The 24,361-nt window shown below is 60.2% G+C and carries 21 protein-coding genes; 8 read left to right on the forward strand and 13 right to left on the reverse strand.

Features of this window, described 5'->3' with window-relative positions; genetic code table 11:
- Positions 1–23 precede the first annotated feature (23 nt).
- Positions 24–2,411 carry a TonB-dependent receptor plug domain-containing protein gene (locus tag BFN10_RS15840; RefSeq protein WP_071490460.1) on the reverse strand — a complete coding sequence of 796 codons (2,388 nt, stop codon included), beginning with the start codon at positions 2,409–2,411 and terminating at the stop codon, positions 24–26.
- A 329-nt stretch (positions 2,412–2,740) separates the two neighbouring features.
- Between BFN10_RS15840 and BFN10_RS15845 the strand changes: the two genes are divergently transcribed.
- Positions 2,741–3,223: a sn-glycerol-3-phosphate transporter gene (locus BFN10_RS15845; RefSeq protein WP_071490461.1), complete on the forward strand. Its 483-nt coding sequence runs from the start codon at positions 2,741–2,743 to the stop codon at positions 3,221–3,223.
- Here the strand turns inward: BFN10_RS15845 and BFN10_RS15850 are convergent.
- The 5 genes from BFN10_RS15850 to BFN10_RS15870 form a co-directional block, all read right to left on the reverse strand.
- Positions 3,220–4,188 carry a CDP-6-deoxy-delta-3,4-glucoseen reductase gene (locus BFN10_RS15850; protein ID WP_071490462.1) on the reverse strand — a complete coding sequence of 323 codons (969 nt, stop codon included), beginning with the start codon at positions 4,186–4,188 and terminating at the stop codon, positions 3,220–3,222. The genes BFN10_RS15845 and BFN10_RS15850 overlap by 4 nt on opposite strands.
- Positions 4,188–5,654 (reverse strand): 4-hydroxy-3-polyprenylbenzoate decarboxylase, encoded by a 1,467-nt coding sequence (gene ubiD, locus BFN10_RS15855; protein WP_071490463.1) that lies wholly within the window; start codon positions 5,652–5,654, stop codon positions 4,188–4,190. The genes BFN10_RS15850 and ubiD overlap by 1 nt, the downstream gene beginning before the upstream one ends.
- A gap of 135 nt (positions 5,655–5,789) precedes the next feature.
- Positions 5,790–7,049 carry a transcription termination factor Rho gene (rho, locus tag BFN10_RS15860; protein WP_016973082.1) on the reverse strand — a complete coding sequence of 420 codons (1,260 nt, stop codon included), beginning with the start codon at positions 7,047–7,049 and terminating at the stop codon, positions 5,790–5,792.
- 235 nt (positions 7,050–7,284) lie between these two features.
- Positions 7,285–7,614 (reverse strand): thioredoxin TrxA, encoded by a 330-nt coding sequence (gene trxA / locus BFN10_RS15865; protein ID WP_003213989.1) that lies wholly within the window; start codon positions 7,612–7,614, stop codon positions 7,285–7,287.
- A 121-nt stretch (positions 7,615–7,735) separates the two neighbouring features.
- On the reverse strand, positions 7,736–8,431 hold the full coding sequence (locus BFN10_RS15870; protein ID WP_071490464.1) for a FadR/GntR family transcriptional regulator: 696 nt from the start codon (positions 8,429–8,431) through the stop codon (positions 7,736–7,738).
- 255 nt (positions 8,432–8,686) lie between these two features.
- Here BFN10_RS15870 and BFN10_RS15875 point away from each other — a divergent pair, with 255 nt between their 5' ends.
- From BFN10_RS15875 to BFN10_RS15890, 4 genes are read left to right on the forward strand one after another with little or no spacing between them, the layout of a single operon-like run.
- On the forward strand, positions 8,687–9,472 hold the full coding sequence (locus BFN10_RS15875) for a transporter substrate-binding domain-containing protein (protein WP_071490465.1): 786 nt from the start codon (positions 8,687–8,689) through the stop codon (positions 9,470–9,472).
- Positions 9,473–9,487: 15 nt separating this feature from the next.
- The gene (locus tag BFN10_RS15880; RefSeq protein WP_017736949.1) at positions 9,488–10,156 is read left to right on the forward strand and encodes an amino acid ABC transporter permease; all 669 of its coding nucleotides are present in this window, start codon (positions 9,488–9,490) and stop codon (positions 10,154–10,156) included.
- Positions 10,153–10,803 (forward strand): amino acid ABC transporter permease, encoded by a 651-nt coding sequence (locus BFN10_RS15885; RefSeq protein ID WP_071490466.1) that lies wholly within the window; start codon positions 10,153–10,155, stop codon positions 10,801–10,803. Before BFN10_RS15880 ends, BFN10_RS15885 begins: the two co-directional genes overlap by 4 nt.
- Positions 10,790–11,527: an amino acid ABC transporter ATP-binding protein gene (locus BFN10_RS15890; protein ID WP_071490467.1), complete on the forward strand. Its 738-nt coding sequence runs from the start codon at positions 10,790–10,792 to the stop codon at positions 11,525–11,527. The genes BFN10_RS15885 and BFN10_RS15890 overlap by 14 nt, the downstream gene beginning before the upstream one ends.
- Here the strand turns inward: BFN10_RS15890 and BFN10_RS15895 are convergent.
- The 4 genes from BFN10_RS15895 to BFN10_RS15910 form a co-directional block, all read right to left on the reverse strand.
- Positions 11,499–12,026 carry a DUF1120 domain-containing protein gene (locus tag BFN10_RS15895; RefSeq protein ID WP_071490468.1) on the reverse strand — a complete coding sequence of 176 codons (528 nt, stop codon included), beginning with the start codon at positions 12,024–12,026 and terminating at the stop codon, positions 11,499–11,501. The two genes, BFN10_RS15890 and BFN10_RS15895, sit on opposite strands and share 29 nt — an antisense overlap.
- Positions 12,016–14,517: a fimbria/pilus outer membrane usher protein gene (locus BFN10_RS15900; RefSeq protein ID WP_083351510.1), complete on the reverse strand. Its 2,502-nt coding sequence runs from the start codon at positions 14,515–14,517 to the stop codon at positions 12,016–12,018. Before BFN10_RS15900 ends, BFN10_RS15895 begins: the two co-directional genes overlap by 11 nt.
- A 7-nt stretch (positions 14,518–14,524) precedes the next feature.
- Entirely contained in the window at positions 14,525–15,262 is a 738-nt protein-coding gene (locus BFN10_RS15905; protein ID WP_083351511.1) for a fimbria/pilus chaperone family protein, read from the reverse strand.
- A gap of 84 nt (positions 15,263–15,346) precedes the next feature.
- Positions 15,347–16,006, reverse strand: a complete 660-nt coding sequence (locus BFN10_RS15910; protein WP_071490470.1) for a DUF1120 domain-containing protein — start codon at positions 16,004–16,006, stop codon at positions 15,347–15,349.
- A 444-nt stretch (positions 16,007–16,450) separates the two neighbouring features.
- Here BFN10_RS15910 and ppx point away from each other — a divergent pair, with 444 nt between their 5' ends.
- On the forward strand, positions 16,451–17,953 hold the full coding sequence (ppx, locus tag BFN10_RS15915; protein WP_071490471.1) for an exopolyphosphatase: 1,503 nt from the start codon (positions 16,451–16,453) through the stop codon (positions 17,951–17,953).
- Positions 17,954–18,087: 134 nt separating this feature from the next.
- Here the strand turns inward: ppx and ppk1 are convergent, their stop codons facing one another.
- Positions 18,088–20,310, reverse strand: a complete 2,223-nt coding sequence (ppk1, locus tag BFN10_RS15920) for a polyphosphate kinase 1 (protein WP_071490472.1) — start codon at positions 20,308–20,310, stop codon at positions 18,088–18,090.
- An 18-nt stretch (positions 20,311–20,328) separates the two neighbouring features.
- Entirely contained in the window at positions 20,329–21,342 is a 1,014-nt protein-coding gene (gene hemB, locus BFN10_RS15925; protein ID WP_071490473.1) for a porphobilinogen synthase, read from the reverse strand.
- A gap of 208 nt (positions 21,343–21,550) precedes the next feature.
- Between hemB and BFN10_RS15930 the strand changes: the two genes are divergently transcribed.
- Positions 21,551–22,186 (forward strand): DedA family protein, encoded by a 636-nt coding sequence (locus BFN10_RS15930; protein ID WP_071490485.1) that lies wholly within the window; start codon positions 21,551–21,553, stop codon positions 22,184–22,186.
- Here the strand turns inward: BFN10_RS15930 and BFN10_RS15935 are convergent.
- Positions 22,167–23,402, reverse strand: coding sequence for a sterol desaturase family protein (locus BFN10_RS15935; RefSeq protein ID WP_071490474.1), 1,236 nt, complete (start codon positions 23,400–23,402; stop codon positions 22,167–22,169). The two genes, BFN10_RS15930 and BFN10_RS15935, sit on opposite strands and share 20 nt — an antisense overlap.
- A gap of 116 nt (positions 23,403–23,518) precedes the next feature.
- Here BFN10_RS15935 and elbB point away from each other — a divergent pair, with 116 nt between their 5' ends.
- Positions 23,519–24,184, forward strand: a complete 666-nt coding sequence (gene elbB / locus BFN10_RS15940) for an isoprenoid biosynthesis glyoxalase ElbB (RefSeq protein ID WP_071490475.1) — start codon at positions 23,519–23,521, stop codon at positions 24,182–24,184.
- The last annotated feature ends 177 nt before the right edge of the window (positions 24,185–24,361 follow it).

The following is a 24,361-nucleotide window of genomic DNA, read 5'->3' on the forward strand; positions in this document are numbered from 1 at the left end:
AAATCGCTTAGGTCTCCTGTGCTTTACCAGTTGTAGGCAACTTTACCGTAATAGAACGCACCGCTGTAACCGTACGGCGAAAAAGTGCTATAGGCCAAATTCCCACCGCTGCTGGCAAACGCGTTGACCTTCTCCGGATATTTATCGGTGACGTTGTCGCCGCCCAGGGTGAAGGTCCAGTTCTTCAACTTGTAGTCCGCCGACAAATCCAGGACCCAGGCCGCCTTGAAGGTCTGGTCGTTGACCTTGTCGGCCTGGTAGCTGGTGAATTCACCATAGCGCACCAGGTTACTGTGCAGCGCCCAATTGCCGAATGTGAAGTCGTTACCCAGGCTCAGCTTGTGTTCAGGCGTGGTATCGCCCAACAAACCGCTCTTTTCGCGACGGTCCACCCGCACCAGGTTGGCACCCAGGCTATCGAGGATGGCCGGGTTGGGCTTCACGTCCGTCACCCGGGTGTGGTTGTAGTTGTAGCCTACGGTGCTGTTCCAACGGATGCCGTTATCGAACTGATAGCGATAGTTGGCCACCAGGTCGATGCCGTCGGTGCTGGTGTCGGTGGCGTTGGTGAAGTAGCGGGCAGTGGTGTAGTTGATATTGCCGACACCATTGGCGCGCAGATAGGCCTGGGTGGCCGGGTCCAGGTTGAGGTTGGACGACAGACTGATACGGTCGCGGATATCGATGCGGTACACGTCCACCGTTACCGTCAGGTCGTCGGCAGGTTCCAGTACCAGGCCAAGGCTGTAGTTGCGCGACTTCTCGGCCTTGAGGTCTTCCGCGCCCAGCAGGCGGGCCACCTGGCTCGACGCCGGGAAGGTGCCGGCCTCGCGGATGTCACTGCCGATCAACTGCGACGAGGTAAACGCAAAGTTCTGCTGCGCCAGGGACGGTGCGCGGAAACCGTTGGAGATACTGCCGCGCAAGGCCACCTGCGGGGTGAAGTCGTAACGGGCCGACAGCGAGCCGCTGACATTGGAACCGAAGTCACTGTAATCCTCATGCCGCACGGCGGCCGATGCGCTGAGTTTTTCGGTGAAGTTGGTTTCCAGGTCCAGGTACTGGGCCCAGTTGTCGCGCGAACTGCTGCCGGCGTCGGCATCACGGAAGCCACCGAGGCCCGAGCTGCCGGTCTGGTAGTAGGACGCCGGTTCACCCGCTTCAATCTCGTAACCCTGGCGCAGGTATTCACCGCCAAAGGCCACGGAGACCGGGTATGGCAGCAAGCCCACGTCGAACTCACGGGACAGGTCGAGGCTGACTTGCTTCTGGTCGTTGCTCAGGGTGCCGTTGTCGAACTTGCGCGGCGTGGCCAGGCCCAGGGAGGTGTTGATGGTTTCCGTGCCCAGCTCGTATTGGTTCTTGCCGTAGTTGGCCGACAGGTCGTAATGCCAGTCGTAGGCCAACAGCCCACGCAGGCCCACCACCAGCGAGGTGTCTTCCAGGTTGCCCTTGATCAGCGGCAGATAACCGTTGGGGTTGAGCGCCGGGATGTTATTGGACGCGTTGCTCGCCCGGTAGAACGCCGCCGTCTCACCGCGCCGCTTGCTGTAGCCGCCGAAGGTGTAGAACTCGGCGGCATCGTTGAACGAATATTCCGAGTTGAACTGGAACTTGCCCTCATTCGTGGCCGGTTCACCCTGGCGAAACACGCGCTGGCCGTAGGTGGTGGAGCCGACACTGCCTGGGCGGTAATCATCTCCCGCACGGTTGGTGTAATCGTTATCGGCACCTTCGGCCGAGAGGTCGATAAAGCCGTTATCGCCCAACGCCAGGCCAGTATTGCCGCCGACATTACGCTGGATACCGTCGCCCTTCTTGTATTCGCCGAACTTGGTAGAGATCGAGCCACCATGGTCGGCGTGCTTGAGGATCACGTTGATCACCCCGGCAATGGCGTCCGAGCCGTAGCGCGCGGAAGCGCCATCGCGCAGCACCTCGATATGGTCTACCGCCGACAGCGGGATCGCATTCAGGTCCGCCGGCGCCGAGCCTCGACCCACCGCACCGCCCAGGTTGACGAACGCGCTGGTATGGCGACGCTTGCCATTGACCAGCACCAGCACCTGATCTGGCGACAGGCCACGCAACTGCGCAGGACGCACCAGCTCAGCACCGTCCACCAGGCTCGGGCGCGGGAAGTTGATCGACGGAATCAGCCGCGCCAGTACTGCGCCCAGCTCATCGGAGCCGGTGCTGCGCAGGGTATCGCCGGAAATCACATCAATGGGTGACAGCGAAGCACTGGCCGTACGCTCCTGGGCTCGGGTGCCGGTGACGATCACGGTGTCGAGCCTGGGTGCATCGGTAGCCGAGGTTTCGGCCGCGAAGACAGGATTGAACCCCACGACGGTCAGCAAATTGGCTGACAAAATCGCCGTGTACAGCGCGTGTTGCTTGTAGCTCCCCATACCGCTCCCCTTTGAATCAAAAAACCAGAACGTCGCGTTCTGAATTCATACGATCGGTCCGGCTGGCGGGCGGTGACGGTCAGTGATTGGTGGTTGTGAATGAGTCGGTAGTCCGTTGCGATATAGCTTAAGGATATTCATGTAACAAATTAAATACCTTTAAAGCATAAGCGATTGCATATGCAAACTCGCCCATTCGTCAGGATTGCGCGTGCCAATCCCGGTAGTTTCAGCCCCGGTTCAGCCTGGGAACGCGCCAAGCCGTCAAAATAGCGCACACGTCCCGACCCACCTAGCCGCCTGTCAAACCGACTATCGAGGTCGCACCCATGAAAAAATTCCGACTGCCTGGCCTGCTGTTCCTGGCCCAGGCCACCACCGCTCTGGCGGGCGAAGCACCAGCCACCGAGGACGACAAAGGTTTCTGGTACGCCCAGACCAGCGTCTACACCCGGCACTTTGCGCCGGACCCGGACCACAACAACAACCAGGACCTGATCGGCCTGGAGCGCAATGAAGCCTCAGGTTTTGTGTATGGCGGGGCGACGTTTCGCAACTCGTTCAGCCAGCGCTCGTTCTACGCGTACGCGGGTAAACGCTACGACCTGGCGGACTCTCCGGTGTACCTGAAGCTGACCGGTGGGGCGATCCAGGGCTATCGCGGCAAGTACCGCGACAAGATCCCGTTGAACCGTTTCGGCGTGGCGCCGGTGATCATTCCGTCGGTGGGCGCCCATTACGGGCCGGTGGCGGCGGAATTGGTGTTGCTGGGGTTCAATGCAGCGATGGTGACGACCGGCGTACGATTTTAAGCACGCGGCGCATAGGCAAACACATCAGCCCGCATCTGGTGCGCATCCATGCCGGCTTCGACCAACGCATCCAAAGTGCCATAGATCATGGCCGGTGAGCCGCTGGCGTAGACGTGCACCGACTTGAGGTCGGCAATATCTTCGCACACCGCTTCATGCAACAACCCGCAGCGCCCTTCCCAACCGCACAGATCGCTGACGACTTTGTGCAGGAACAGGTTGGGCAGTTGCAGCCACTGATCCCAGTGTTCGATCTCGTAGAAATCTTCCGGGCGACGCACGCCCCAGTACAGGTGCACCGGGTGCTTGAAGCCGGAGGCGCGGCAATGTTCGATCAGACTGTGCATCTGCGCCATGCCGGTGCCGGCGGCGATCAACACCAGCGGCCCATCGGGCAGCTCGGCCAGGTGGGTGTCGCCAAACGGCAGCTCGACGCGGGCCATCTGGTTGCGCTGCAGTTGCGCAAGCAAAGTGCGCGCGCTGTCCTCGCGGGCCAGTACATGTAACTCCAGCTCACGCCCGGCATGAGGCGCCGACGCCAGGGAGAACGCGGATTTCTCGCCATTCTCCCGCTCGATCATCAGGTATTGCCCGGCGTGGTAACGCACCGCCTTGCCAGCCGGCGCACGCAGGCGCACCCGCCACACATCGCCACCGACCTCTACGCATTCACTCAATTGGCACGACAGCTTGCGCAACGGCAACTCTCCCGGCGCCAGCACGCCATCCCACAACACAATGCAATCTTCCAGCGGCTCGGCAATACAGGTGTAGAACTCACCGTGATCACGCACTTCACCGGCCTGCTGCACGCGGCCTTCCACCAACAGCGCGGCGCACACATGGCACACACCGTTGCGACAGGCCTGTGGGCACTCGTAGCCCAGGCGGCGTGCGCCTTCGAGGATTCGCTCGCCAGGGACCAGCTCCAGCACGGCGCCGGAAGGTTGCAGGGTTACACGCATCAATCTATTCCCAATTCTTTCCAGATCGCATCGACACGGGCAGTGACGGCTTCATCCTTGACGATCACCCGGCCCCACTCGCGGGTGGTTTCACCCGGCCATTTGTGGGTGGCATCCAGGCCCATCTTCGAACCCAGGCCCGACACCGGCGAAGCGAAGTCGAGGTAGTCGATTGGCGTGTTGTCGATCATCACCGTGTCGCGCTTGGGGTCCATGCGCGTGGTGATGGCCCAGATCACGTCGTTCCAGTCGCGGGCGTTGATGTCGTCGTCGGTGACAATAACGAACTTGGTGTACATGAACTGTCGCAAAAACGACCACACACCGAGCATTACCCGCTTGGCATGACCTGGGTACGACTTTTTCATGGTCACGATGGCCATGCGGTACGAGCAGCCTTCCGGCGGCAGGTAGAAGTCAGTGATCTCCGGGAATTGCTTCTGCAGGATCGGCACGAACACTTCGTTGAGTGCCACGCCGAGAATCGCCGGCTCGTCCGGCGGCCGGCCGGTGTAGGTGCTGTGGTAGATCGGTTTGATCCGATGGGTGATGCGCTCGACGGTGAACACCGGGAAGCTGTCGACTTCGTTGTAGTAGCCGGTGTGGTCGCCGTAAGGGCCTTCATCGGCCATTTCACCCGGGTGGATCACGCCTTCGAGGATGATTTCGGCAGTGGCCGGTACTTGCAGGTCGTTGCCGCGGCATTTCACCAGCTCGGTGCGGTTACCGCGCAGCAGACCGGCGAAGGCGTATTCGGACAGGCTGTCGGGCACTGGGGTCACGGCACCGAGGATGGTGGCGGGGTCGGCACCCAGGGCCACGGAGACCGGGAAGGGTTTGCCGGGATGCTTCTCGCACCACTCACGGTAGTCCAGCGCGCCGCCACGGTGGCTCAGCCAGCGCATGATGACCTTGTTGCGGCCGATCACTTGCTGGCGGTAGATGCCGAGGTTCTGGCGGTCCTTGTTCGGGCCTTTGGTGACGGTCAGGCCCCAGGTGATCAGCGGGCCGACGTCGCCGGGCCAGCAGGTCTGCACCGGCAGCATGGCGAGATCGACGTCATCGCCTTCGATGACCACCTCTTGGCACACCGCGTCCTTGACCACTTTGGGGGCCATGGCAATGATCTTGCGGAAGATCGGCAGCTTCGACCAGGCATCCTTGAGGCCCTTGGGCGGCTCGGGCTCCTTGAGGAAGGCCAGCAGCTTGCCGATCTCGCGCAATTCGCTGACCGACTCTGCGCCCATGCCAAAGGCCACGCGCTCCGGCGTACCGAACAGGTTGCCGAGCACCGGGATATCAAAGCCGGTCGGGTTCTCGAACAGCAGCGCCGGGCCCTTGTTGCGCAGGGTACGGTCGCAAATCTCAGTCATTTCCAGCACCGGGGAAATCGGCATCTGAATACGTTTCAACTCTCCGCGCTGCTCAAGTTGCTGCACGAAATCCCGAAGATCCTTGAATTTCATTAACCATGCCACCCGTAAAATAGGCGTACATCCTACCTGCTCCCGGGTGCGTTTGCCTGCCAGGAGCGCTTAAAAAACGGGCACAAAAAAATGGCGCCCCTGGGGGCGCCATTCTTCAGGACCTGAAACGTCGTATTACTTACGCTTCATCGACAGGAAGAACTCGTCGTTGGTCTTGGTGGTTTTCAGCTTGTCGACCAGGAACTCGATGGCGGCTACTTCGTCCATCGGGTGCAGCAGCTTGCGCAGGATCCACATGCGCTGCAGTTCGTCGTCAGCGGTCAGCAACTCTTCGCGGCGGGTGCCGGAACGGTTGATGTTGATCGCCGGGAACACGCGTTTTTCCGCGATGCGACGATCCAGTGGCAGTTCCATGTTGCCGGTACCCTTGAACTCTTCGTAGATCACTTCGTCCATCTTCGAACCGGTTTCAACCAGTGCGGTGGCGATAATGGTCAGCGAGCCGCCTTCTTCGATGTTCCGCGCGGCACCGAAGAAACGTTTCGGTTTCTCCAGGGCGTGGGCATCGACACCACCGGTCAATACCTTGCCGGAGCTCGGGATCACGGTGTTGTAGGCACGGGCCAGACGGGTGATGGAGTCGAGCAGGATCACCACGTCCTTCTTGTGTTCGACCAGGCGCTTGGCCTTCTCGATCACCATTTCGGCAACCTGCACGTGGCGGGTTGGCGGCTCATCGAACGTGGAGGCAACCACTTCGCCGCGCACGGTGCGCTGCATTTCGGTTACTTCTTCCGGACGTTCATCGATCAGCAGCACGATCAGGTGAACTTCAGGATTGTTACGCGCGATGTTCGCGGCAATGTTCTGCAGCATGATGGTCTTACCGGCTTTCGGCGGGGCGACGATCAGGCCACGCTGGCCTTTGCCGATCGGGGCGCACAGGTCGATCACACGACCGGTCAGGTCTTCGGTGGAACCGTTACCGGCTTCCATCTTCATGCGCACGGTCGGGAACAGCGGGGTCAGGTTCTCGAAGAGAATCTTGTTTTTCGCGTTCTCGGGACGATCGAAGTTGATCGTGTCGACCTTGAGCAGGGCGAAATAACGCTCGCCTTCCTTCGGTGGGCGGATCTTGCCAACGATGGTGTCACCGGTGCGCAAGTTGAAGCGACGGATCTGGCTTGGCGAGACGTAGATATCGTCTGGGCCGGCGAGATAGGACGCGTCAGCAGAGCGGAGGAAGCCGAAGCCGTCCTGGAGAATCTCCAGCACGCCATCACCGGAGATTTCCTCGCCGCTTTTCGCGTGCTTCTTGAGCAGGGAGAAAATCACGTCCTGCTTGCGCGAACGGGCCATATTTTCTATGCCCATTTCTTCGGCCAATTGGAGCAGGTCGGTAATCGGCTTTTGCTTGAGTTCAGTCAGATTCATATAGGAATGACGTAATCATTTATGGAGGGGGGAAATTAAGCTTTTGGCTTAATGAGGCCGCGCCGCAGAGAAGGCGACAGGATCGCGTACTAATCGAAAAGGAATGCGTCGGCGACGGCTTGCAGGGGGCAGTGGAGAAACCAGTGCGGGGCCGAATGTACCACCTGAGTTTCGGAGCGTCTAGCCCTGTTTCACGAAAAAGCCCCGCTATTTTGCGGGGCTTTTTTGAGGACGCTTAGATGTTCGCGTCGAGAAAAGCTTGGAGCTGAGACTTCGACAGCGCGCCTACCTTGGTCGCTTCGACGTTGCCGTTCTTGAACAGCATCAGGGTCGGGATGCCACGCACGCCGTGCTTGGCCGGGGTTTCCTGGTTGTCGTCGATGTTCAACTTGGCAATGGTCAGCTTGCCTTCGTAGGTGGTCGCAATGTCGTCCAGGACTGGAGCGATCATTTTGCAAGGGCCGCACCATTCAGCCCAGTAGTCAACCAGCACCGGGCCTTGAGCCTTGAGTACTTCGGCCTCAAAGGTCGCGTCGGTGACGTGCTTGATAAGATCGTTGCTCATGGATGTCTCCGGATTGTAAGCAAAAAAAACGTGGCCCATCATAGCCGCCCTTCCCCCGTTCAGGAAGCCGCCTCTGATTGAGTCTTCCTATGATGGCCCATGAGTCTGGGTATAGCCCAACTCAGGGCGTTATGGGAGTCACGAAGGCTATGCCGGTGCGCAACGCCGCATTGCGTACGTGCTCCTGCATGGTTTTTTGCGCCGCCGCGCTGGCGCGCCGGGCCAGCGCGCGCACTATCCGGCGGTGCTCCTGCCAGGTTTCCATGGCCCGCTCCGGTCGGATGAACGGTAGCTTCTGACTCTCCAGAAAAACTTCGGCACTCGCGCTCAGAATGCTCACCATCGCCTGGTTGCCGCTGGCGAGCAGGATGCGCTGGTGAAATTCGAAGTCGAGCCTGGCGGCGGCTTCGAAGTCGCCGGCCTTGAGCACCTTGCGCATGGCCTCGACATTGTCTTCCAGGCTGTCCAACTCATCGAGGGTCAGCGTCACCGCCGCCAGTCCCGCCGCAAAACCTTCCAGGGCATAGCGCAACTGGAAGATATCCAGCGGCGTAGCCTGCGCCGCAAAGGGCCAGGCGAACCCCGGCGCCTCCTCGACCGCCTGCACGAACACGCCCTTGCCCGGCTGCACACTGACCACACCCAACGCGCTGAGGGATGACAACGCCTCGCGCAACGACGCCCGGCTCACCCCCAACTGCACCGCCAGGTCACGTTGGGACGGCAGTGCATCGCCCGGCCCGAAGCCTTGCTCCTTGATCAGTTTGCGGATGGCCTGCAGGGCCGCTTCCGGTACGGCTTGGGCAATGGAATTCATAAAAAACTCAAGGTTCCAGTCAACTGAGTGGCTAGTTGTAAAGCTATTCGTGGCGGGCGGCAAGCCTCGCCCCAAAGGGGCTCGCGGGGTTTTGCCGACGCTCGAAAACAGTGCGCAAAGCCCCGGCACTGTTCAGACCAGTCCGACCACCAAAACTCAACAAATACTGGCCCTGCAGACGATTCTGAGGGTGATGGCATGGGCTGTGCACTGGGCAAACCCAGAAAATCCCTTCGCCCTTCTCGGAGAGTTGCCATGACCAAGCGCTACAGCGCCCTGCTTACTGCCCTGTTTGCCAGCCTGATGCTGAGCCAGGCACCCGCCCAGGCCAATGGTCTGGACGACATCGTCGCCCGTGGCACCCTCAAAGTCGCCGTACCCCAGGACTTCCCGCCCTTCGGCTCGGTCGGCCCTGACATGAAGCCACGTGGCCTGGACATCGACACCGCCAAGCTGCTGGCCGACCAGCTCAAGGTCAAGCTGGAACTGACCCCGGTCAACAGCACCAATCGTATTCCGTTCCTCACCACCGGCAAGGTCGATCTGGTGATCTCCAGCCTGGGCAAGAACCCTGAGCGGGAAAAGGTCATCGACTTCTCCAAGGCCTACGCGCCGTTCTACCTGGCCGTGTTCGGCCCGCCTGAAGCCGCCATCAGTAGCACCGACGACCTCAAGGGCAAAACCATCAGCGTGACCCGTGGTGCCATCGAAGATATCGAACTGACCGCCGTCGCCCCCAAGGAAGCCACGATCAAGCGCTTCGAAGACAACAACTCGACCATCGCCGCCTACCTGGCCGGCCAGGTCGACCTGATTGCCAGCGGCAACGTGGTAATGGTGGCGATCAGCGAACGCAACCCAAAACGCGTACCCGCGCTGAAGGTAAAGCTCAAAGACTCGCCGGTGTACGTGGGCGTGAACAAGAACGAGCCGGCCTTGCTGGATAAGGTCAACCAGATCCTGGTCGCGGCCAAGGCCGATGGCAGCCTGGAAAAGAACGCTATGCAATGGCTGAAAGAGCCACTGCCCGCCGATCTCTGAAAGCGGAGCTGACTCATGGCGTATCAATTTGACTTTGTGCCGGTGCTGGCCAACACCGACCTGCTGCTGCGCGGCGCACTGTTCACCCTCGAGCTCACGGCCATCGGCGCCATCCTCGGCGTGGCCTTGGGCACCGTCGGCGCTGTGGTGCGGGCGTGGAAAATCCAGCCGTTCGCCTGGTTCTTCGGCGTTTATGTCGAGTTGATCCGCAACACGCCGTTCCTGGTGCAGTTGTTCTTCATCTTCTTCGGCCTGCCGTCCCTGGGGCTGAAGATCACCGAGTGGCAAGCCGCCGTGCTGGCGATGGTGATCAACCTGGGGGCCTACTCCACGGAAATCATCCGCGCCGGTATCCAGGCCATTCCTCGCGGGCAGCTGGAAGCCGCTGCGGCGCTGGCGATGACGCGCTTCGAAGCCTTCCGCCACGTGGTACTGCTGCCGGCGCTGGGCAAGGTGTGGCCGGCCCTGAGCAGCCAGATCATCATCGTAATGCTCGGCTCGGCGGTGTGCTCGCAGATCGCCACTGAGGAACTGAGCTTTGCCGCCAACTTTATCCAGTCGCGCAACTTCCGTGCGTTCGAAACCTATGCCCTGACCACCCTGGTGTACCTGTGCATGGCGCTGATGATTCGCCAGTTGCTCAACTGGATCGGTCGCCGCTTTGTGATGAGGAACAGTCGATGAGTGATTTCTCGTTCTGGGACATCGTGCGCAACCTGGCCACCGGCCTGCAATGGACGCTGCTGCTGTCGGTGGTGGCGTTTGTCGGGGGCGGCGTGATCGGCTTGCTGGTGATGACGATGCGCATCAGTCGCAAAGCCTTCCCGCGCAATGTCGCCCGCACCTACATTGAGCTGTTCCAGGGCACGCCGCTGTTGATGCAGCTGTTCCTGGTGTTTTTCGGCATAGCCCTGCTGGGTGTGGATATCTCGCCCTGGCTAGCGGCGGCGATTGCCCTGACGTTGTTCACCAGCGCCTACCTCGCCGAGATCTGGCGCGGCTGCGTCGACTCCATCGCCCACGGGCAATGGGAAGCGTCGGCCAGCCTGGCGCTCAATCCGCTGGAGCAACTGCGCTATGTGATCCTGCCCCAGGCACTGCGCATTGCCGTGGCGCCGACGGTGGGCTTCTCGGTACAGGTGGTCAAGGGCACCGCCGTGACCTCGATCATCGGCTTCACCGAACTGACCAAGACCGGTGGCATGCTCGCCAACGCCACCTTCGAACCCTTCATGGTCTACGGCCTGGTGGCCCTTGGTTACTTTTTACTCTGCTACCCCCTGTCCCTCAGTGCTCGCTACCTGGAAAGGAGACTGCATGCCTCTGCTTAGAATTTCCGCCCTGCATAAGTATTACGGCGATCACCATGTGCTCAAGGGCATCGACCTGACCGTGGATGAAGGCCAGGTGGTGGCGATCATTGGCCGCAGTGGCTCGGGCAAATCCACGTTGCTGCGCACGCTCAACGGCCTGGAGTCCATCAACGACGGCGTGATCGAGGTCGATGGCGAGTACCTCGACGCCGCCCGCGCCGACCTGCGCAGCCTGCGGCAGAAAGTCGGCATGGTGTTCCAGCAGTTCAACCTGTTCCCGCACCTGACGGTAGGCGAGAACGTCATGCTCGCGCCGCAAGTGGTGCAGAAAGTACCGAAGGCCAAAGCGGCGCAATTGGCCAGGCAAATGCTGGAGCGCGTTGGGCTGGGCGAAAAATTCGACGCTTTCCCTGATCGCTTGTCCGGCGGCCAGCAACAACGCGTGGCGATTGCGCGCGCCTTGGCCATGTCGCCCAAGGTGCTGTTATGCGACGAAATCACCTCGGCCCTCGACCCGGAACTGGTCAATGAAGTGCTCAGCGTGGTGCGCCAATTGGCCAAGGACGGCATGACCCTGATCATGGTGACCCACGAGATGCGCTTCGCCCGTGAAGTCGGCGACAAGCTGGTGTTCATGCACCAGGGCAAGGTGCATGAAGTGGGCGACCCGAAGGTGCTGTTCGCCAACCCGCAAACCGCCGAGTTGGCCAATTTCATCGGTTCTGTGGAGCAGCCGGGCTGACCAGCTCGAAACTGCCCTGCCCCTCCAGCACCGTTTGATTGCGAACATGTAACGCGTCAGCGGGCAGGTGGGTATCGATTGCCACCTGGGCGCTCAATCGCCGGCCGGTCCCTCGTGCCACCAGGGCCTGTCCTGGCAATAACTGCCCGCTGGCGGTCTCACCGGGCGCCTGCGTCCACTCGACAGTACGCCCATCCAACTGGGCGTGCTTGAGGGTCAGGCTGAAACGCCCCTGACGGCCAAACCGAAAACCTTGCCCATTGGCTGCACCGGTAAATCGCAACGCGATGGCCGCTGGCTCCTCGCACAGTACGTTCAGTTGCACCATGCGCGTGCCGAGCGCGATTGAAGGGGGGTCGACAAGCGCCTCCCTGCGAATAACACCGTAGTCGACACGCGGCTGACTTAAGGACAGCCGGCAGTTTTGCGCCTGTGCCCCTTCGGCTAACAACGCGACACAAATCAGCACGAAGCCCATGCTTCTCAACTTAACGGCCATGGCACACCGCCGAACCGGTCTCGTAGAACTTGTCATTGTCGACCTTCGACTGGGGGGCAAGGTTGAGCAGGCAAGAGGAAGAGTCCGGCAACAGAACCCGCAGTATTTGGGCGTCATTGCCATCGTTGAGGAAAATCATGCCGTCACCCACCACAGTGGTCAGGAACCGATTGTTTTTGTCGAATACAGAAGCGCCCTGGGGCAGCGGCCGCCCTTGTTGATCGCTAGCACTCAGCAGCACGCGGCGAACAGTCACGACATCGAAAGTAACGTTATTGACGGAGCCTCGGCCTGCAGCCAGCACTTGGGTGCCGTTCTTCAGATCGACACGTTTTGGCAAGGACTGGGTTTGCACCTCGATACGACTGTTGGTGTAGGCGGGTAAATCGGCGAGCACCGCCTGTCCGGTGAAGTCGGTCCACACCGGACCTTGCGGGGTATCGATTTTTGCAGCGCCAATGTCACCCACCGAGACGATGCCGAAGGTGTCCTGTACGGTATAAGGCGAGAAGGTCAGCCCACCCTGATGGGCCACCACACCACCCTGAACTTGTCCTGAATAGGTGGTGCCCTGCGGGTCACGACTGATACCCAACCCGGCTCGGGCATATCGCGGCAGAACGTCCACATTGGCCCGGATCGATTGTTCCTGACGACTAAGATCGCGTTCGACGCCCAAGTCATAACTCACGTACTCATTGACCCGCTCACTGAATGAGCTACCTGCGCGGGACTGGCCCCCTTGACGACTGATATAGCTGCTCACACGCCGATCAGCCCCCAATGGCACACGAACCTCCAGCCGCAAGGACAACCCATCTTCCTGCGCAGAATCGCGGCGGGGACGGTCACCCGGGGCATCACGGCGGGCCCGAGTGCTGCCCACCTGCGAGTCGCCGATCAGCGCGACGTCGGCATAGCGGTATGACTTGTTCCACGCCGCGAACACATGCTCGGCCATATGCCCGTCGAATTGGGCGCTGCGGGTGTAACCTACCGAAAAGCCGCCAAGCGTGGGGTCTACCCAGTTCATGCCCGCCGTAAATTGATTCTTGAAGCGAGAACCCACGTCCTCGACCCTGGATGAACGCCCGGCTTCAAGCACCTCACGATAACCACGGGTCTGGGTAGTTGCGCTCAGGCTGACATCGATATCGGCAATAACCGGGCTGCTCACGGACACGCTGCTGCGTGACCCCGAGAGTGCATTACGGCTGTCGTGGGACAGATTGTGACGTGCGCCCACGGAAACGCGCTGGAAAAACACGCTGCTCAGCGTGCCGCCAGACGACCAGTATTCATCGGTACTCAACAGGCCAAAGCCCGCAGACGAGTCACGCCCCAGGCCCCATGTGCCGCTGCCCACGGCAACCACGGGCGACGCCCCGCTTTCGGATGCGTTTTCCCGCACCTTGCCAAGGGAAAAGTAATAGCCGGGAGCCGCCGGTGCGGCGCCCGCAAACGAAGCCGCCGGAACCACGAAACTGCGCTTGGCACCTCGTACATCGATGACACTGACTTCCAGGTCGCTGGTGCCATTGAGCAAAGGCAGCCCCGTCAGCCGGAAGGGGCCTTCAGGCACGAGCGTGCTGTGAATCAACACGCCGGACTGGCGCACTTCAATCCGCGATTGGCTCTGGGCCAGGCCTTCTACGACGGCATTGTTACTACCCGCCGGCCCCCGCGACTGGCCGTCAGGAGAAAATTGCACGCCCGATAGCTGGATACCACCGAACAATGGGTTGTTGGTGGAGATCTGCCCCGCCTGGAAAGTCGATCGCAATGCAGCGATGTCTCGCTGGGCGTAGGCATAAAGGTGCTCAGTACGGGTATTACCATTGTCAGCGACATAGAACTGACGACTGCGCACAATCCAGTCGCCCAAATTGAAGCCAGCCTCGGTATAAGCCGATACGAACCGGCGGGCCCCACTGCGCGAGCGGCTGTCGAAACCCAGCACGTCATAGTTGAACAGGGCCGCCGTGCCGCCATGGGCGAAATTTCCGGCCTCCCATTGCGGCTCACGAAACGATTGGGTCGGCACCACCAGTGCCACTTCATCGATGCCGGGTCGCAGCCGCACCATCGTCGTCGGGAAGGCACCGAGGAAATCATGGCAAGCGTCATCGGCAGTGTTGCCTTCACGAACGATTTCACGCGGCTGCACCAAGCCGGCTTTCTCCAGCAACCCTGGGGTAAAACACAATTGGCCTTGCGAGTCGAACCGCGCATCCACCAGCCCGAGCGGGTTGCCATTGACCCGTAGCCCCACAACCTGGGTACCTTCGCGAAAACGCGCCGCACTGCGAAAATAGTCCGAGACCTTGGGGTCGATTCCGTAGGTAGTCAGTGCCGCGACGTCGAAACCCTCTCCCAACTCAAGCGCAGAGACGAGGCCGGGCAAACTCCACAGCGTCGCAAACCCCATGAGCAACGTGGGTCGACGCGGCCAACAAGAAGCTGCAAGGCTTCTATTCGACAAGTTAGCCATGAGCCGATCAACTCCCATCGACATTGATCGGCGCTCGGTAGCGGTCTACCGAAAAGCCGTAGACCGTGGCCGGTTGGATCTCGACTTCGGCCAAGCCGCCCAGGGTGCCCTCAACCTGTGCCGTCAGCACTTCCCCCGGCAAAATGTAGGTGCGAGGCAAAGTGGCCATGGCCCTTTGGGGAAGAAGCTGTACATCCGGCAGCAGGCGCACCACATAAGCGCTTTCGTTGTGAACGGTGAGACGCTCCCCTGCACGGCTCCACTTCAACAGTTCCCAAGGCGAATCATGCCGAGGCAAGTCTTTGGGGTGCAGGATCAGCGGCAGGTTCTGCCGAACGGTGATACCAATGGTCGCACCCGTTTTGGCGCGCGCCTGTGGAATCCCCTCAAAGGACACGCGTTTCAATCGCTGGGTCTTCAACGGTTCTTTCAAAGTGGCAATAAAACGCACTAATTGGATTTCACCCGCTTCTACACGCGTGATAGGGGGCGTAACGATCAATAAGGGCTCCTCATCTTCGGGAACGTTCTCCACAACCGAGTGAAGAAGTGCCGGCCCCGCATCGGTATTCCTGATATTTATCGTGGCCTCGCCCTGTTCTTCAAAAAGAATAACCACCGAAGTTTCCGGCAGCATGCCGTCCGCCGCGGCAACATGGGCAAAACACAGGCAGATACTTGCACCTAACAACCGCAACTTATTTATTACTGAAAGACTACGCACCCAGTATTCCCCGTAGAGCATGAAGTTAGCTATTGCAGCCAATCGCCCATATGAAAACAGCCGATCAAAAAGCGCCTGCCTTTTGATCGGCTACAGTTAAACCGCTTAGAGGTAAACCAATGTCAGCGAGGCGCGCCCTTCAAGAAGGACATCGCGGGTCAGCGTCAAGTCTTGAGCTTTATTGATAACGGCCCTGACGGCGATAGTCCCGTTCATCTGGGAGAGCGAAGCCGGAACGAGGGTCGTACCGCTGCGCCAGGAATACTGACTTGGCAGTCTTGCGACCTTGCCATCACTGTTCAGCCAGGCACCGACATCGCTGCCGCGCGTAATAAGAGAAAGCGTTGCGCTTGGTGACTGCAGGTCTCTGAGCGTGATTGCATAACCGCCGGTTTTTTTACCCGCTACCGTACCCAAGCCAAAATTATGAATCTCGCTATGACCTTGGCCGAGCGCACTCAGGATGCCCGGCACCCTGCTGGTCGACTGCAGGTCGTTAAAGGTCAGCCCGAACGGGGTGTAACCTGTGCCGCAATTGATCTTCACTGGAGTGGTCAGCTCCCGAAGCGGCGTCGGGCTCCCTTGGGACAAGGAGCTCGAGAGAATATTACCGTAACTGACAATCCCCTCTCCGGTCATGCTGAGGTTACAGGAGGCAGGTTTGATCGTGCCTGTGACCTTCAATTCGGCAACCGTCGTTGCCTGTGCACCCACAGCCGCGGCGAGGCAAGCGATACCGAGAGCCAATCCAACAATTTTCTTCATGTTCGACCTATCACTAAAAGTTAGCTGGCGTATTTATTTCTGCCTTGTAGAACAAACCATAAATAAATAACGCCACGGCACAATTGCCAAGTGACAGTGTGTCTCGTCGGAAACCAATTAAAGAATAAGACAACACTTTAATTACTGTCGGAGCCCTACAAATAATTTGTCAGTATCGCGCGCCTCAGAAGTAGTCCCGAATCAGGCCACAAAAAGAAAACCGAAACTAATTTGTAGGCAAAATCACAATTAACTGTCCCACAGGGCAAAGTTAAAAACTCCTACAACGCTCAGAAACTTCTCTAACAGAGCGCGAAACAGCAACCTACCTGTCCCAAAAGAATTACCTACAGACGACCTCAGGAAAATTCCCCAAGCACTACGCGTTGGCTCCAGCGGTCGATCGTGGCACGATGGTCAGGTTATCGACCGAGACCCCAAACCATGCCGCAATCCCAAGCCAAGAATCTGTCCCTGATCGCCGCCATCGACCTGGGCTCCAACAGCTTTCACATGGTCGTGGCCAAGGCCCAGAACGGTGAAATCCGCATCCTTGAGCGGCTCGGAGAGAAAGTGCAACTGGCTGCCGGGATCGACGACGAGCGCCAGCTCAACGAAGAATCCATGCAACGCGGGCTCGATTGCCTGAAGCGGTTTGCGCAACTGATCAACGGCATGCCCCTGGGCGCCGTTCGAATCGTCGGCACCAACGCGTTGCGTGAAGCGCGTAACCGTGGTGAATTCATCCGCCGCGCCGAGGAGATCCTCGGGCACCCGGTAGAAGTCATCTCCGGCCGTGAAGAAGCCCGTCTTATCTACCTGGGCGTGTCCCACACCCTGGCCGATACACCAGGCAAACGCCTGGTCGCCGACATCGGCGGCGGCAGTACCGAATTCATCATTGGCCAGCGCTTCGAGCCGTTGCTGCGCGAAAGCCTGCAGATGGGCTGCGTCAGCTTCACCCAGCGTTACTTCAAAGACGGCAAGATCACCCCGGCACGCTACGCCCAGGCCTACACCGCGGCGCGGCTGGAAATCATGAGCATCGAGCACGCCCTGCACCGCCTCACCTGGGATGAAGCCATCGGCTCGTCCGGTACCATCCGCGCCATCGGCCTGGCACTGAAAGCGGGCGGCCATGGCACCGGCGAGGTCAACGCCGAGGGCCTGGCGTGGCTCAAGCGCAAGCTGTTCAAGCTGGGGGATGCCGAGAAAATCGACTTCGACGGTATCAAGCCTGATCGTCGCGCGATCTTCCCGGCCGGCCTGGCGATTCTCGAAGCGATCTTCGATGCTCTTGAACTGCAACGCATGGACCACTGCGACGGCGCCCTGCGTGAAGGCGTGCTTTATGACCTGCTGGGTCGCCACCATCATGAAGACGTGCGTGAGCGCACGCTCACCTCGTTGATGGAGCGTTACCACGTCGACCTGGAACAAGCCGCCCGCGTGGAGCGCAAAGCCCTGCACGCCTTCGACCAGGTGGCCGAGGACTGGGACCTGGAAGACGGCGTCTGGCGCGAGTTGCTGGGCTGGGCCGCCAAGGTGCATGAAGTGGGCCTGGACATCGCCCACTACCATTACCACAAGCACGGCGCCTACCTGATCGAGCACTCGGACCTGGCCGGCTTCTCCCGTGAAGACCAGCAAATGCTGGCCCTGCTGGTGCGCGGCCATCGCCGTAACATCCCCAAGGACAAATTTGCTGAATTCGGCGACGAAGGCATCAAGCTGATCCGCCTGTGCGTGCTGCTGCGCTTTGCGATCCTGTTCCACCACATCCGTGGCACCCAGGCAATGCCCCAGGTGACCCTGCGCGCCGACGGCGACAGCCTGGATGTGGTATTCCCGAAAGGCTGGCTGGATGAGAACCAGCTGACCCAGGCGGACTTTGCCCTGGAAGCGGAGTGGCTGAAGCGGGTGGGGTTCAGCCTGAACCTGCGCTGATCTGAAGAACTCTGCAAAACAATTGTGGGAGGGGGCTTGCCCCCGATAGCTGTGGATCAGTCCAAGTATTTGGTGACTGACACACCGCCATCGGGGGCAAGCCCCCTCCCACATTTTTAGACCCCCGCAGGGTTTTAGTTCACCGTCAGAATCGGGCTACCCAACTTCTCCAGCAACGTCGCCTGCGCACTGCGCGGGTTCTGGTTGCCGGTCGGCGTGTTGCGCACGTAGCGACCGTCCGACTGCAGGCTCCAGCTGTGGGTGTTGTCGGTGAGGTAGCTTTCCAGTTCCTTCTTGACCCGCATGATCAGCTTCTTGCCTTCCACCGGGAAGCACGTTTCTACGCGCTTATCGAGATTGCGCTCCATCCAGTCGGCGCTGGAGAGAAACATCTGCTCTTCGCCGCCGTTGAGGAAGTAGAACACCCGGGTGTGCTCCAGGAAGCGGCCGATGATCGAGCGCACATGAATGTTGTGCGAAACCCCGACAATGCCAGGGCGCAGGCAGCACATGCCGCGCACCACCAGGTCAATGCGCACGCCGGACTGGCTGGCCTTGTACAGCGCGCGGATGATCTTCGGATCGGTCAGCGAGTTGAACTTGGCGATGATGTGCGCCGGCTTACCGTCGAGGGCGAACTGAGTCTCGCGGGCAATCATGTCGAGCATGCCCTTCTTCAGGGTGAACGGCGCGTGCAGCAGCTTCTTCATGCGCAAGGTCTTGCCCATGCCGATCAACTGGCTGAACAGCTTGCCGACGTCTTCACACAAGGCGTCGTCGGAGGTCAGCAAGCTGTAGTCGGTGTAAAGCTTGGCGTTGCCGGCGTGGTAGTTGCCGGTGCCCAAGTGGGCGTAACGCACGATCTCGCCGGCTTCACGGCGCAGGATCAGCATCATCTTGGCGTGGGTCTTGAAGCCGACCACGCCATAGATCACCACCGCACCGGCTGCTTGTAGACGGCTGGCCAGTTGCAGGTTGGACTCTTCGTCGAACCGCGCACGCAACTCGATCACCGCGGTGACTTCCTTGCCGTTACGCGCGGCGTCGACCAGGGCATCGACGATTTCCGAGTTGGCGCCGGAACGGTAAAGGGTCTGACGTACGGCCAACACATGCGGGTCCTTGGCGGCCTGGCGCAGCAGGTCGACCACCGGGGTGAAGGACTCGAACGGGTGCAGCAGCAGGATGTCCTGCTTGCTCACCACGCTGAAGATGTTCTCGCTGTTTTGCAGCAGTTTCGGGATCTGCGGGGTGAACGGCGTGTATTGCAGCTCCGGATGGCTGTCCAGGCCGGTGATGCTGAACAGGCGCGTCAGGTTCACCGGGCCATTGACTTGATACAGCTCGGTCTCGCCCAGGTTGAACTGCTTGAGCAGGTAGTCCGACAGATGTTTCGGGCACGTGTCGGCCACTTCCAGGCGCACCGCATCGCCGTAGCGCCGCGAGAACAGCTCGCCGCGCAGGGCACGGGCCAGGTCTTCGACGTCTTCGGAGTCCAGCGCCAGATCGGCGTTACGGGTCAGGCGGAACTGGTAGCAGCCTTTTACCTTCATGCCCTGGAACAGGTCATCGGCGTGCGCATGGATCATCGACGACAGGAATACATAGTTATCGCCAGCGCCCCCCACCTCTTCCGGTACCTTGATGATCCGTGGCAGCAAACGGGGTGCCGGGATGATTGCAAGGCCCGAGTCGCGACCGAAGGCGTCGATACCTTCCAGCTCCACGATGAAGTTGAGGCTCTTGTTCACCAGCAACGGGAACGGGTGAGTCGGGTCCAGGCCAATCGGGGTGATGATCGGCGCGATCTCGTCGCGGAAGTAGCGACGCACCCAGGTCTTGATCTTGGTGGTCCAGTGACGGCGACGGATGAAACGGACCTGATGCTTTTCCAGCTCCGGCAGCAGGATGTCGTTGAGGATCGCGTACTGACGGTCCACATGGCCGTGCACCAGCTCGCTGATGCGCGCCAGGGCCTGGTGCGGCTGCAGGCCGTCGGCGCCGGCCTGTTCACGGGCGAAGGTGATCTGCTTCTTGAGGCCGGCCACGCGGATTTCGAAGAACTCATCCAGGTTGCTGGAGAAGATCAGCAGGAACTTGAGCCGCTCCAGCAGCGGGTAGGACTCATCCAGCGCCTGTTCCAGCACACGGATGTTGAATTGCAGTTGTGACAGCTCGCGGTGGATGTACAGGCTGCTGTCATCCAGGTTGGTCACCGCCGCTACCGGGGCCGGCACGGGCGGTTCGGCTACCACGACGGCTGCGGCGGGCTCATGCTCCGGCGGGGTCTCGGTGACTTGTTCAACCACCGGGTGAGCGTCTTTTACGGCAACTTCTGTGAGTCCTTCGGTATTCATCGAGTGTTCCTGTGAGGGCTATTGTTGCTCTCTAAGCAATTGTGCGGCGCGGGCGGCGAAGTAGGTCAGGATGCCATCAGCCCCGGCGCGTTTAAAGGCTGTCAGGGATTCAAGGATCACCCCTTCGCTCAGCCATCCATTCTGTATTGCAGCCATGTGCATGGCGTATTCGCCACTGACCTGATAGACAAAGGTCGGCACTTTGAATTCGTCTTTGACCCGGTAAAGGATGTCCAGGTACGGCATACCCGGCTTGACCATCACCATGTCAGCACCTTCGGCCAGGTCGGCCGCCACTTCGTGCAGGGCTTCATGGCTGTTGGCCGGGTCCATCTGGTACGAGGCCTTGTTGGCCTTGCCCAGGTTCAGCGCCGAGCCCACCGCATCGCGGAACGGGCCGTAATAGGCGCTGGCGTACTTGGCCGAGTAGGCCATGATCCGCACGTTGACGTGGCCGGCCAGCTCCAGGGCTTCACGAATCGCCTGGATGCGGCCGTCCATCATGTCCGACGGGGCAACCACCTGGGCGCCGGCTGCCGCATGGGACAAGGCTTGCTTGACCAGCGCATCGACGGTGATGTCGTTTTGAACATAGCCGTCTTCGTCAAGAATGCCATCCTGTCCGTGGGTGGTGAACGGGTCCAACGCCACGTCGGTGATCACCCCAAGCTGCGGAAAACGCTCGCGCAGGGCACGGGTGGCGCGCTGGGCGATCCCGTCCGGGTTCCAGGCTTCGGCAGCATCCAGCGACTTGAGTTCAGACGGCGTGACCGGAAACAGTGCCAAGGCCGGAATCCCCAACTCGACCCAACCAGCGGCTTCTTCAAGCAGAAGATCAATGGTCAAGCGCTCCACGCCCGGCATCGAAGCCACCGCTTCCCGACGATTTTCCCCGTCCAGCACAAACACCGGCAGGATCAGATCATCGGTCGTCAGCACGTTTTCACGCACCAGACGGCGAGAAAAATCATCACGACGATTGCGACGCAGACGAGTGGTGGGGAACAGGCGATTGGCAGGGGTAAAGCTCACGACAGACTCCTGAGCCCGGGTTTACGGGCGAGCGTTGCAGTTATAAGCGGCCATTATGACGAAGGTATGACAGTTGTGCTTAAGGATGCGACCTGTAGTCGCATTCGGCATTTCCGTAGGAATTGTTCACTTCGTGACACATCTCGATACTTTCATGAATCTTCATGAAGGCGTAGGCTGCGCGTTCATTTCGCCAGCACCCCAGACCATGCTTCAACAATTCCTGCATGACTTCGGCTACTTTGCGCTCTTCCTGGGCACTTTCTTTGAAGGCGAGACCATTCTGGTTCTCGCAGGCTTCCTGGCGTTCCGTGGATACATGGATATCAACCTGGTGGTGGTCGTTGCCTTTTTCGGCAGCTACGCCGGCGATCAGCTTTGGTATTACATGGGCCGCAGACACGGCCGCAAGCTGTTGGCGCGCAAGCCACGCTGGCAATTGATGGGTGACAAGGCACTGGAGCATATCCGCAAGCACCCGGATATCTGGGTACTGAGCTTTCGCTTCGTGTACGGGTTGCGCACCGTCATGCCAGTGGCGATCGGCCTGTCCGGCTATCCGCCGTTGCGCTATCTGATCCTCAACGGCATTGGCGCTGCGATCTGGGCTTTGGCCTTGGGCGCTGCGGCCTATCACTTCGGCGCCGTACTGGAAGGCATGCTGGGCAGCATCAAGAAATACGAGCTTTGGGTATTGGGTGCCTTGCTGATACTGGGCTTCGGCCTGTGGCTGCGCCGTCGCATCAAGAATGCACGCATCGCCCGCGAGGCCTGCGCCGACGCCAAGGCCCGGCTCGCGGCAGAACCGGACCCGGTCGAGCCGCCTAAGACACCAGTCGAGTAAACCGGCTTCTGCAGCAGTAGAGGCCAATCACACTGAGCAAGCTGTAGCTCAGCAGGCCCAGCCAGCCCAGGTTGCTGGCCGGCCATAACCCGACCAACGGTGCCAACCACACCAGCGGTACGTTCAGCACCAGCCGCGAAAGCTCCGCCTTCAACGCCCACGGCCGGTTCTCCAGCGCCACCCCCAAGGTAAACAGCCCCAGCGCCATGGCGCTCCAACCGAGGATCAGTGCCGCCGTGGGCAAACCTTCGCCGAAATTCATCAGATAGCTGCCAAAGCCCACATAGGCCGCAAATTGCAGTGCGATGTACACCTGTTGACGCACGTCCAGCGGCACGTCGAATTTACGGAACTGGCTCAGGTCGTGCCTGGCCATCGGGTACTTGGCCTTCACGTCCGCCGGGCGCCAGCCGGTGCGCATGAACCAGATGCGCAGCTTGTCCCACCAACACTCGGCGCGCCGCGCATCACTCCACAACTGGGCATAGAACTGCAGGTTGGCCCACAGCGGATTCCAACTGGCCAACGGCGTGGTTACGCCGAAAATCACCGGTTCGTTGTCGTCCTCCTCCTGGAAGGTACCGAACAGCCGGTCCCAAATAATGAACACACCGCCGTAGTTACGATCCATGTAGAGAGCGTTCTGTGCATGGTGAGCCCGATGATTGGATGGCGTAACGAAAAACCACTCGTACCAGCCGAGCTTCGGCACGTGCCGGGTGTGCACCCAGAATTGATAGAGCAAATTCAGCGATGCCACGCTGATAAACACCACCAATGGCACGCCGAGTACGGCCAAGGGCAGGTAGAAAATCCAGCTCAGCAGGAAGCCGGTACTGGTCTGGCGCAGTGCGGTGCTGAGGTTGTAGTCCTCACTCTGGTGATGCACCGAGTGTGCGGCCCACAGGATGTTGCGTTCGTGACCCATGCGATGCAGCCAGTAGTAGCAGAAGTCGTAGAACACGAAGGCGAACCCCCAGGTCAACACGCTGTGGGCTGGCAGATCGATAACGGCAAGATGCTTGAGGGCGAACGCGTAGGTCAGAATCCCCACGCCCTTGGTCAGCAGCCCCGTGGTGGTGGACAGCACCCCGGTGCTGAGGCTGTTGATGGCATCCGCCACCCGGTAGTTACGCTCGCCGCGCCAACGGTCGGCAAGCAACTCCACGACGATCAAGGCAATGAAAAACGGTACCGCGTAAGGCACGAAGTCCATGGTCTGGTCCGGTCTATTTTTGTTACATCAAGATTAGGTGCAGCGGCGTGAGATCCCATTGGCAACAGATGACAAATTAGTAGACATTTAACGCCAAGACCCCAGGAGAAATGCCCATGAGCAAAAAGATTGCAGTGATCCTTTCCGGCTGCGGCGTGTACGACGGCGCAGAGATCCACGAAAGCGTGATCACCTTGCTGCGCCTGGACCAGCGTGGCGCTCAGGTCCAATGCTTTGCCCCGGATATTGCGCAACTGCATGTGATCAACCACCTCACCGGCGAAGAGATGCCCGAGTCGCGCAATGTGCTGGTGGAGTCGGCGCGGATCGCCCGGGGTGACGTGAAAGATATCCGCGAAGCCAACGCCGGCGATTTCGACGCGCTGATCGTGCCCGGTGGGTTTGGCGCGGCGAAAAACCTCTCGAACTTTGCCGTGGAGGGTGCCGGCTGCAGCGTCAACCCGCAGGTGCTGGAACTGGCCGAAGCCTTTGCCGAAGCGGGCAAGCCCGTGGGCCTGATCTGCATCTCCCCGGCCCTGGCGGCGAAAATCTACGGTCCCGGCGTGACCTGCACCATCGGCAACTGCGCCGACACCGCCGCCGCACTGGACAAGATGGGCGCTACCCACCAGGAGTGCGGGGTGGAAGATATCGTCGAAGACAAGGCACGCAAGCTGGTGAGCACCCCGGCCTATATGCTCGGCAAGAACATCAGCGAGGTCGCTTCAGGGATCAACAAGCTGGTGGATCGGGTGCTGGAACTGACCCACGAGAACGACTGATAGCCCCACCTATGGTGAGCAGGCTTGTAGGTGACTCGGCTTGTTGTGGCGAGCGGGCTTGCCCCGCGTTGGGCTGCGCAGCAGCCCTAAAACCTGCAGCCATGGTCTAACGGACTCACCGCATCGCTTGAATTGGGGCGGCTTCGCCGCCCAACGCGGGGCAAGCCCGCTCGCCAC

It is taken from the genome of Pseudomonas extremorientalis (assembly GCF_001870465.1).
GTDB lineage: Bacteria > Pseudomonadota > Gammaproteobacteria > Pseudomonadales > Pseudomonadaceae > Aquipseudomonas > Aquipseudomonas extremorientalis.

Excerpts from the sequence above, each read along its gene's own strand:
- ppk1 (WP_071490472.1), bottom strand. The coding sequence starts at position 20,310 with ATGAATACCGAAGGACTCACAGAAGTTGCCGTAAAAGACGCTCACCCG.
- BFN10_RS15910 (WP_071490470.1), bottom strand. The coding sequence starts at position 16,006 with ATGAAGAAAATTGTTGGATTGGCTCTCGGTATCGCTTGCCTCGCCGCG.
- BFN10_RS15870 (WP_071490464.1), bottom strand. The coding sequence starts at position 8,431 with ATGAATTCCATTGCCCAAGCCGTACCGGAAGCGGCCCTGCAGGCCATC.
- BFN10_RS15885 (WP_071490466.1), top strand. The coding sequence starts at position 10,153 with ATGAGTGATTTCTCGTTCTGGGACATCGTGCGCAACCTGGCCACCGGC.
- BFN10_RS15900 (WP_083351510.1), bottom strand. The coding sequence starts at position 14,517 with ATGGCTAACTTGTCGAATAGAAGCCTTGCAGCTTCTTGTTGGCCGCGT.
- BFN10_RS15935 (WP_071490474.1), bottom strand. The coding sequence starts at position 23,402 with ATGGACTTCGTGCCTTACGCGGTACCGTTTTTCATTGCCTTGATCGTC.
- BFN10_RS15850 (WP_071490462.1), bottom strand. The coding sequence starts at position 4,188 with ATGCGTGTAACCCTGCAACCTTCCGGCGCCGTGCTGGAGCTGGTCCCT.
- rho (WP_016973082.1), bottom strand. The coding sequence starts at position 7,049 with ATGAATCTGACTGAACTCAAGCAAAAGCCGATTACCGACCTGCTCCAA.
- BFN10_RS15930 (WP_071490485.1), top strand. The coding sequence starts at position 21,551 with ATGCTTCAACAATTCCTGCATGACTTCGGCTACTTTGCGCTCTTCCTG.
- elbB (WP_071490475.1), top strand. The coding sequence starts at position 23,519 with ATGAGCAAAAAGATTGCAGTGATCCTTTCCGGCTGCGGCGTGTACGAC.
- BFN10_RS15845 (WP_071490461.1), top strand. The coding sequence starts at position 2,741 with ATGAAAAAATTCCGACTGCCTGGCCTGCTGTTCCTGGCCCAGGCCACC.
- BFN10_RS15895 (WP_071490468.1), bottom strand. The coding sequence starts at position 12,026 with ATGGCCGTTAAGTTGAGAAGCATGGGCTTCGTGCTGATTTGTGTCGCG.
- BFN10_RS15875 (WP_071490465.1), top strand. The coding sequence starts at position 8,687 with ATGACCAAGCGCTACAGCGCCCTGCTTACTGCCCTGTTTGCCAGCCTG.
- ubiD (WP_071490463.1), bottom strand. The coding sequence starts at position 5,654 with ATGAAATTCAAGGATCTTCGGGATTTCGTGCAGCAACTTGAGCAGCGC.
- BFN10_RS15880 (WP_017736949.1), top strand. The coding sequence starts at position 9,488 with ATGGCGTATCAATTTGACTTTGTGCCGGTGCTGGCCAACACCGACCTG.
- BFN10_RS15890 (WP_071490467.1), top strand. The coding sequence starts at position 10,790 with ATGCCTCTGCTTAGAATTTCCGCCCTGCATAAGTATTACGGCGATCAC.
- ppx (WP_071490471.1), top strand. The coding sequence starts at position 16,451 with ATGCCGCAATCCCAAGCCAAGAATCTGTCCCTGATCGCCGCCATCGAC.
- BFN10_RS15840 (WP_071490460.1), bottom strand. The coding sequence starts at position 2,411 with ATGGGGAGCTACAAGCAACACGCGCTGTACACGGCGATTTTGTCAGCC.
- trxA (WP_003213989.1), bottom strand. The coding sequence starts at position 7,614 with ATGAGCAACGATCTTATCAAGCACGTCACCGACGCGACCTTTGAGGCC.
- BFN10_RS15905 (WP_083351511.1), bottom strand. The coding sequence starts at position 15,262 with ATGCTCTACGGGGAATACTGGGTGCGTAGTCTTTCAGTAATAAATAAG.